This is a genomic window from Kribbella sp. (assembly GCF_035687465.1).
Classification (GTDB): domain Bacteria; phylum Actinomycetota; class Actinomycetes; order Propionibacteriales; family Kribbellaceae; genus Kribbella.
The window spans coordinates 1-8,345 of sequence record NZ_DASRXP010000608.1 but is presented as its reverse complement, the minus strand read 5'-3'; the positions used below and the strand labels follow the sequence as shown (position 1 = coordinate 8,345).

The window sequence follows — 8,345 nt, the reverse complement described above, 5'->3', positions numbered from 1 at the left end:
GGTTCTGAGCGGTATTGCATCTGATCCGGCTTACGGCACATGCGCATCACTGGCGAATCCGCAGGTCGCGGCCACTTCGGTGATGTCAGGTCCACTGCGATTCGACCTCCAGACCTGGCGGTCCGTAACCGATTCAACGATGTTGCGTTGAATGCATCATGGGTCAGGCGGTGGATCTACCAGGAGCGGCGCATCTGGTGCTGGCAGATGGGGTCGTGCATCTTGATCCCGCCACGGCGGTGTTCGAGGCGATGCTGGAGGGCTGGGCGCGGCAGCAGCGGACCCGGTTTCTGAACGTGGAGGGAACGATCAAGCCGCGTTTGGCGCTGGTGCGGCGGTTCGCTGAGTTCACCAACGACTATCCGTGGCAGTGGCGCCCGGAGGATGTCGAGGCTTTCATCGACTGGCTGCGCAGGCGCCGACCACAGTTTGCGGTGTCGACGGGACGGAACTACCAAAACGGGTTGCGGCTGTTCTGCGACTACGTCACCGATGCCCGCTACGGCTGGCCGGTGAAATGCCTGGAGCATTTCGGCGAGATCCCGACGCAGATCCTGCACGAGTGGAACACCGTCACCCACAGCAGCGAGTACGAAGGCAGCCCGGGTCGGCGGCCCCTGACCTATGACGAGGTCCAGGCTCTGTTCGATGCGGCGGACGGCCGGGTGGAGGAGATCCGGTCACGGCGCCGGAAAGGAGCACTGGCTGCCATGCGGGACGCGGCGATCCTCAAGACCGTGTATGCCTACGGGCTGCGCCGTCAGGAAGCCACGATGCTCGATCTGGCTGATCTGCGGCATGCTCCGAGGGCTCCTGATTTCGGGCGGTTCGGTGCCTTGTTCGTCCGCTATGGCAAGGCGTCGAAGGGTGGTGCACCGAAGCGGCGGACCGTGCTGACGGTGCCGGAATTCGATTGGGTGGTTGAGGTGCTGGATCGGTACGTGGCCGAGGTTCGTCCGTTGTTCTCGCCGGGTCAGCATCCGGCGTTGTGGGTGACGGAGAAGCGCGGCCGGATTTCGCGGCGCCGACTCGATGAGGCTTTCGAGACTGTGCGTGCCAGCGCCGGGCTGCCCGCTGAGCTCGACCTGCATTGCCTGCGGCATTCCTACGTCACGCACCTGATCGAGTTCGACTACCCGGAGCGGTTCGTCCAAGACCAGGCCGGTCACCAGTACGCCTCGACCACCGCCATCTACTCAGGCGTGTCCGACGACTACCGCAACCGGCTGATCCAAAGAGCATTGAAGTCTCGTCATGCGGATCTGTGGGAGGCGGGGTCGTGATCAAGAAGATGGGGATCCACTGGAAGTTGCGCCAACTGATGGCGGCACGCGATCTGTTCCAGACCACCGGTCTGGTGCCGCTGCTGGCAGAGCGCGGCATCCACCTGTCCCGGGAGCAAGTGTTCCGGCTGGTAACGCAGCCTCCGCAACGCCTGTCCATGGACACCCTCGCGGCATTGTGTGATGTCTTCGACTGTTCCCCGAACGACCTGATCGAAATCGACGTCGTCAACGCCGAGGTCCGGAAAACCGTCGGCGAATCGGGACCGGCGCCGGCGGTCCGCCGAACCACGATCCGCCGGCCCGATCTGTCGTGACCGGTCGGCCATTCGATCTACAGGCGGCAAAGGCGCGGGTGATCGACCGGCTCAAGGACAATTTCCCGGCGCTCACCGATCGGCAGGTCTCCGACGCGCTGGACACCGCGCGCTGTGTCACGCTGCGGCCGTTGAAAGCGCTGGACCAGCATCTGGTCGAGCACCCGCAGGCGCTGCTCATCTCGTCGTCGCACGTTCCCGTCGCGCTGGTCCGGCTCGCGCACGCGCTCCATGACCAGGGACTGCTCTACGTCGTGTTGCCGCCGTGTGCAGGGTGCCGCGTTCCCAAGCCGAGGTTGCCGTCGGTGGACGGGGCGGGCCGCCGGCTCTGTGAGCAGTGTGCCCACGCCCGCGTCAGCCCTCAGCCTTGCGCATGGTGCGGCAGGCTGGACCGGATCTGCGCCCGCCGCGCGGAGGGTGGAATCTGCAGCCGCTGCTACCAGGCCGACCCCGCGCGGTACGAAACATGCGCGTCGTGTGACCGCAGCCGCCGGCCTGCTCGCCGGCTTCCCGACGGCTCAGCACTGTGCCAAGCCTGCATGCCCAGACCGGCATACGCGTGCTCGACCTGTGGTGTCACTAGCCCAGCCCACGCCATCACGAGCCAGGGACCTGTCTGCGAAACCTGCTACCGCAGGCCCGAACGCCCCTGCGGCGGCTGCGGCCGGGTCGCCCGGATCCACCACCGCGCCACCACGGGCAGCCCGGACCTGTGCGGTGGCTGTTATGCCGGCGTCGACGCGGCGTGCACGGTGTGCGGCCGGACCCGGCCGTGCCGCCGCCGCCGCAGCACCGGCGAACTCGTCTGCCGCAGCTGCCGGCCGCTCCACCTGCGGCTGTGCGGGTTCTGCGGCCAGCTCGGCCAAACGCGCGCCGTCTGGCCGGCCGGTCCGGTCTGCAGACGCTGTTACCAGACCATTCGCTCCCTGCCCGCGTCGTGCGCGGACTGCGCGACGCGCCATGTCCTGATCGGCAAGAACCGGGCGGGCGACCCGATCTGCGGGCCGTGCGCAGGGGTGGACACCGACTACATGTGCCGTACCTGTGGGCAGCCCGGAGACCTCTACGTCGAAGGCATGTGTCACCGCTGCGTCCTGAAGGAACGGCTCGCCGATCTGCTCGCCGGCCCCGATGGCAACGTGGACCTGCGCCTGGAACCGTTGCGCCGCGCGCTCGAGGCGGTCCCTGCTCCGCGCTCCACACTCACCTGGCTGAGTCGATGCCCCGCCGCGCAGCTACTCATCGAGCTCGCCGCCCAGCCCGACCTCATCAGCCACGAGTTCCTCGACCAGACTCCGCACGTCCAGGCCGCCCATTACCTGCGCGGACTTCTGGTGCGCACAGGGATCCTGGCCGAACGCGAGGAGCACCTCGAACGAATCGGGCCCTGGGTCGACCGGCTCTTGACCGAGCAGCCAGACCACGCGCGTCTCATCCGGCCTTTCACGCATTGGTACCTGCTGCCGCGGGCACGCAGACGGGCACGACGGCGACGCTCCACCTCCTACTCGGCGCAGACCCCCCGGGCCCAGATCCTTGCTGCGCTGGAGTTCCTCGACTGGGTCCAGGAACAAGGCACCACGCTGGATGGCGTCGGCCAAGACGACATCGACCGGTGGCTCACCACCGGGCCACCGCGCCGGTATGCCGTCGCCTCGTTCCTCAACTGGGCCGCCCGGCACCACCTAGCCGCCTCGATCAGCGTCCCTTGGCGACGCGTCAAGGGCCCCGGACGGTTCCTCGACGACGACCAGCACACCGACCAGCTCCAGCGGTGCATTCGCGACACCGCGCTACCGCTGGATGTCCGGGTCGCCGGTGCACTGGTACTGCTGTTCGGCGTCTCCTTGCCAGCGATCGCCGGTCTCACCATCGACGACATCGACGAACGCGGTGGCGATCTCTACCTGAGGCTCGGCGACAAGCCCGTCCAGCTGCCACCCAGACTGGCCGAGCTGGTCCGGCAACTGCTGGCCCAGCAACGCGACCCGTCCGCTGTCAGTTGCGCGACCGGACCGACCCGGTTCCTGTTCCCCGGCATGATCGCCGGCAGACCAATCAACCCCATCTCGTTCGCCGGCAAGCTCAGCCACTACGGCATCGCAGCGTCAGCTGCACGCAACACCGCCCGCAGAGCGCTGGCAGCAGACCTGCCCGCTGCAGTGATGGCCGACCTTGTGGACATGAGCATCGACACCGCTGTGCACTGGGTCCGCCAAGCCAAGACCGACTGGACAAGCTACATCGCCGAACGAGGCCGGGCTGGTGCACCTGAACACTCGACACCTCCGTAGCCGGGCCCAGACAGGAGCACTGCCAGCCGCCGCCGAGGCGCTCTACGGCTGGCGGCTTGGTGGTGCTGGACTCTGTTCGCGCTCGGGCTCTGGGCCGGTGGCTTGTTGTGGTCGGCCGGGCATGGCCACGGCGGTGAGCGCGGCGCTGAGCAGCGCGATCGCGCCCGCGGCGACAAGGACCAGCGTCATGCCGTGCACGTAGGCGTCGCGGGCGCTGGCGGCCAGGGTCGGATCGCCGAGCCGGGCGGCGAGGGCGAGCGCGCCGGCGATGGAGTCGGTCGCAGCCGGGATCTGCTCGGGGTTCAGTCCGGTGGTGGGAAGCCGGTCGGTATAGCCCTGGGCCAGGAGACTGCCCAAGAGCGCGACGCCGAGGGCGCCGCCGGTCTGTCGCAGCGTCATGGTGATGGCGGTGCCGGCGCCGGACTGCTCCGGCGGCAGCGCCCCGAGGACGGCGTCCATGGCGGGTGCCAGCGCCAGCCCGATGCCGAGGCCGGCGACGGCGAGCCAGCTCGCGACGAATCCATACGGCGAGCTGGTCTGGGTGAAGGCGCCGGCGCTGAGCCCGGCGGCGAGGACCAGCAGGCCAAGGGCGACGGGGATCCGGTAGCGGGTGCGGGCGGCGAGCCGTTCCCCGGCCGGGGCGCCGACCACGAGGCCACCGATCAGCGGCAGGAGCCGGACCCCGGTGCCGAGGGCGTCGTGGCCGGCGACGAGTTGCAGGTACTGCGGTACGACGAACAGCAGCCCGAGCAGGCCGAAGGTGACCAGGACACCGGCGATGCTGCCCCACAGGAACTGGGGCCGGGTGAAGAGATGCAGGTCGATCATCGGCTGCGGCGTGCGCAGCTCCCACCAGGCGAACACGCCGAGCAGCAGCGCGCCCAGAACTACACCGGCCAGGACGACGGGGTCGGACCAGCCACGACCGGGGGCCTCGATGACCCCATAGACGAGGGCGACCAACCCGGTGGTGGACAGCAAGGCACCGAGGAGGTCGGGGCGCCGTGGCGCGGGATCGCGTGACTCGGGCAGCAAGACCGCGATCGCGGCGATGCCGATCAGCGCGATCGGCACGTTGATCAAGAAGATGGAGCCCCACCAGAAGTGTTCCAGCAGGTAGCCGCCGATGATCGGGCCGAGTGGGATCCCGACCCCGAGGCCCATCACCAGCAGCGACACAGCCTTGCCCCGTTCGGCCGGGCCGAACAAGACGGCCAGTACCGCGAAGGCGACCGGCATGATGATCGCGGCGCCGATGCCCATCACGGCGCGGGCAGCGATCACCAGCCCGGCGGTGTCGGCCCAGGCGGCGGCCGCCGACGCGACCCCGAACAGGACGAGGCCGGCCAGGATGAGCCGTTTGCGGCCGTACCGGTCACCGAGCGCGCCGCAGGTCAGCATCAGCCCGGCCAGCACGAGCACGTAGGCGTTGACCATCCATTGCAGCCCGTCGGTCCCGACGGACAGCTCGGTCGCGATGGTGGGCAGCGCGACGTTCATGATGGTGATGTCGAACCCGAGCGTGAGGACGCCCAGGCCAAGGGCGGCCAGCGCCCACCAGCGCCGCGGGTCCTGGTCCTGCTGTGGCTGCGTCATGGCGAATCTCCAAGTGGGGTTAGTCGGTGAGTCCGAGGCGTTGGTGTGCTCGCCACCAGATACCTTCCTTAGCAACTACATTCACCGTTGTCAGCGGCATTCGACGATCAATGATCCTGACGCTATCATCGGCCCATGGCGATGACAACGGCGAACACTCCGGCGGCGGCCAGCCTTCTGCGGGGCGCGGCCCTGTTCCACGGGTTGGCGGACCGGACCCGGCTTTCGATCGTGGCCCAGCTGGTAAACGGCGAGCGGCGGGTGGTCGACCTGACCGGTGCGCTGGGGCTGGCGCAGGGCACCGTGTCGGGGCATCTGGCGTGCCTGCGGGACTGCGGCCTGGTGGTCGGCCGACCCGAGGGGCGGCAGATGTTCTACTCGCTCGCCCACCCGGAGCTGATGGATCTGCTCGCCGCGGCCGAGCAACTGCTCGCGCTCACCGGGGACGCGGTCGAGCTGTGCCCCAACTACGGCTGTCGCACTGACGCCGGCACCGAGTCGGCGCCGTCGCAGAAGAAGGGCAGCGCGAAGTGACTGACGCCTGCGGCTGCAGCGACGACGAGCCCCGCGACGAAGAGCTGGAGGAAAAAGAGCCCGAACGGTTCTGGGAGGTCAGCGAGCTGCGCTTCGCCGCCGCTGCCGGGGTGTCCCTGCTGGCCGGGTTCATCGCCGACCTGCAAGACGCACCCGCATCAGTGGTGACCGGTCTGAACGCGGTTGCGCTGCTGATCGGTGCGTGGACGTTCGTGCCGGGAACACTGCGCCGGTTGGCCAAGGGCAAGATCGGTGTCGGAACGCTGATGACGATCGCCGCGGTCGGCGCGGTGATCCTCGGCGAGGTTGCCGAAGCGGCGATGCTCGCGTTCTTGTACTCGATCAGTGAAGGGCTGGAAGAGTACGCCGTCGCCCGCACCCGCCGCGGCCTGCGCGCGCTGCTGTCACTCGTACCAACCGAGGCGACCGTGCTGCGCGACGGCCAACAGGTCACCGTGGAACCGGCCCAACTGGCCGTTGATGACCTGCTGCTGGTCCGCCCCGGGGAGCGGATCGCGACCGACGGCGTGATCCGCGCCGGCCGGTCCGCGCTCGACGTGTCCGCACTGACCGGTGAATCGCTGCCGGTCGAAAGCGGCGTCGGCGACACCGCCTACGCCGGGTCGATCAACGGCACCGGCGTCCTCGAGGTCGAGGTGACCACCACCGCGGAGGACAACTCACTGGCCCGGATCGTCAAGATCGTCGAAGCCGAACAGTCCCGCAAGGGCGACGCGCAACGCCTCGCCGACCGGATCGCGAAACCCCTGGTGCCCGGCATCATGATCCTCGCCACCGCCATCGCGGTGGCCGGGAGCCTGCTCGACGACCCGCGCACCTGGATCGAACGCGCCCTGGTCGTCCTGGTCGCCGCATCACCCTGCGCGCTGGCCATCTCCGTGCCGGTCACCGTCGTCGCAGCGATCGGCGCGGCCAGCCGCATCGGCGCCCTGGTCAAGGGCGGCGCCGCGCTGGAGGCCCTCGGCAGGATCCGCGCGGTCGCGCTGGACAAGACCGGCACCCTGACCCGCAACCAGCCCGCCGTGGTCGACGTCGCCACCACCGGCGGCCACACCCGCGACCAGGTCCTCGATGTCGCGGCCGCACTGGAAGCGCAAAGCGAGCACCCCCTCGCCCGGGCCATCCTCGCAGCGGCCCCCGAGCACAGCCCGGCGACCGGCGTCGAGGCCGTCACCGGCGCCGGGTTGACCGGCATCGTCGACGGGCGCGCGGCGCGGCTCGGCCGGCCGGGCTGGATCACCGCCGGAGTACTCGCCGACCGGGTCACTGAGATGCAGGAGGCCGGAGCGACCGCCGTCCTGGTCGAGCACGACGACCAGCTGATCGGCGCGATCGCGGTCCGCGACGACCTGCGCCCCGAAGCGGTCGAAGTGGTGGCCCGGCTCCGCGCCGACGGCTACCAGGTCGCGATGCTCACCGGCGACAACCACCGCACCGCGGCCGCGCTGGCCACCCAGGCCGGCATCGGTGACGTGCACGCCGACCTGCGCCCCGAAGACAAGTCGACGATCATCGCCCAGATGCGGGAAACCTCGCCGACCGCGATGGTCGGCGACGGCGTCAACGACGCCCCCGCCCTGGCCACCGCCGACGTCGGTATCGCAATGGGGGCCATGGGCACCGATGTCGCGATCGAAACGGCCGACGTCGCACTGATGGGCGAAGACCTGCGACACCTGCCGCAGACCATGGCCCACGCGCGCCGGTCCCGGGCGATCATGCTGCAAAACGTCGGCCTGTCACTCGGCCTGATCGCGGTGCTGATTCCGTTGGCGGCGTTCGGGGTGCTGGGGCTGGCGGCGGTGGTGCTGGTGCACGAGCTCGCCGAGATCGTCGTCATCGGCAACGGTGTCCGCGCCGGCCGCACCAGGCCTTTGCCCGCCGTGGCGGCCCACCGGCCGGTCGATCAACCCGCGACCACCGCCGCCGCGGAGCTGACCCGATGAGCGGCACGAGCCGTCCCGACCGGTCAGGCGCAGCCTCGCCGGCGGCGCGGCGCCGCCGGAGCGTGTTCGTCCTGGCCGCAGCCCTGGCGGCGGTCGACCTGACCGCCAAGGCGCTGGCGCACAACAACGGCGTCGCCTTCAGCCTCGGCAACGCCCTGCCGTCCGCGGTTGTGATCGGCTTCACCGCCGTGGTGACGATCGGCCTGTTGGTCTATGCCTGGCGGGCCACGCCGCGGGTCGGCCGCTGGGCCGGGGTGGCCGGCGCACTGGCCAACCTCCTCGACCGCGCCCCCGACGGCGTCGTCACCGACTACCTGCACACCGGCTGGTGGCCCACCTTCAACCGGCCGACGC

The 8,345-nt window shown here is 69.7% G+C and carries 7 protein-coding genes; 6 read left to right on the top strand and 1 reads right to left on the bottom strand.

All coding sequences use genetic code 11. The annotated features are described in order from the left end of the window. Window positions 1-158 precede the first annotated feature (158 nt). Genes VFG33_RS32220 through VFG33_RS32210 form a run of 3 tightly spaced genes read left to right on the top strand, consistent with a single transcriptional unit; the run spans window position 159 to window position 3,894 of the window. On the top strand, window positions 159-1,283 hold the full coding sequence (locus tag VFG33_RS32220) for a tyrosine-type recombinase/integrase (RefSeq protein ID WP_325056766.1): 1,125 nt from the start codon (window positions 159-161) through the stop codon (window positions 1,281-1,283). Next, a complete protein-coding gene (locus VFG33_RS32215; RefSeq protein WP_325056765.1) occupies window positions 1,280-1,600 on the top strand; it encodes a helix-turn-helix domain-containing protein in 321 nt (106 codons plus the stop codon). Before VFG33_RS32220 ends, VFG33_RS32215 begins: the two co-directional genes overlap by 4 nt. After that, window positions 1,597-3,894, top strand: a complete 2,298-nt coding sequence (locus VFG33_RS32210; protein ID WP_325056764.1) for a site-specific integrase — start codon at window positions 1,597-1,599, stop codon at window positions 3,892-3,894. The genes VFG33_RS32215 and VFG33_RS32210 overlap by 4 nt, the downstream gene beginning before the upstream one ends. A gap of 42 nt (window positions 3,895-3,936) precedes the next feature. On the opposite strand, the gene VFG33_RS32205 is transcribed toward VFG33_RS32210, so the two are convergent. After that, window positions 3,937-5,490 (bottom strand): MFS transporter, encoded by a 1,554-nt coding sequence (locus tag VFG33_RS32205; RefSeq protein WP_325056763.1) that lies wholly within the window; start codon window positions 5,488-5,490, stop codon window positions 3,937-3,939. Window positions 5,491-5,625: 135 nt separating this feature from the next. Between VFG33_RS32205 and VFG33_RS32200 the strand changes: the two genes are divergently transcribed. From VFG33_RS32200 to VFG33_RS32190, 3 genes are all read left to right on the top strand, one after another. Continuing rightward, window positions 5,626-6,024, top strand: a complete 399-nt coding sequence (locus tag VFG33_RS32200; protein WP_325056762.1) for a metalloregulator ArsR/SmtB family transcription factor — start codon at window positions 5,626-5,628, stop codon at window positions 6,022-6,024. Further along, on the top strand, window positions 6,021-7,991 hold the full coding sequence (locus tag VFG33_RS32195; protein ID WP_325056761.1) for a heavy metal translocating P-type ATPase: 1,971 nt from the start codon (window positions 6,021-6,023) through the stop codon (window positions 7,989-7,991). The genes VFG33_RS32200 and VFG33_RS32195 overlap by 4 nt, the downstream gene beginning before the upstream one ends. Then, a partial coding sequence (locus tag VFG33_RS32190) for a signal peptidase II (protein WP_325056760.1) occupies window positions 7,988-8,345 on the top strand: 358 nt, incomplete at its 3' end. The genes VFG33_RS32195 and VFG33_RS32190, both read left to right, overlap by 4 nt.

Coding starts and splice junctions, on each gene's coding strand:
- VFG33_RS32220 (WP_325056766.1), top strand. CDS start 159: ATGGGTCAGGCGGTGGATCTACCAGGAGCGGCGCATCTGGTGCTGGCA.
- VFG33_RS32205 (WP_325056763.1), bottom strand. CDS start 5,490: ATGACGCAGCCACAGCAGGACCAGGACCCGCGGCGCTGGTGGGCGCTG.
- VFG33_RS32200 (WP_325056762.1), top strand. CDS start 5,626: ATGGCGATGACAACGGCGAACACTCCGGCGGCGGCCAGCCTTCTGCGG.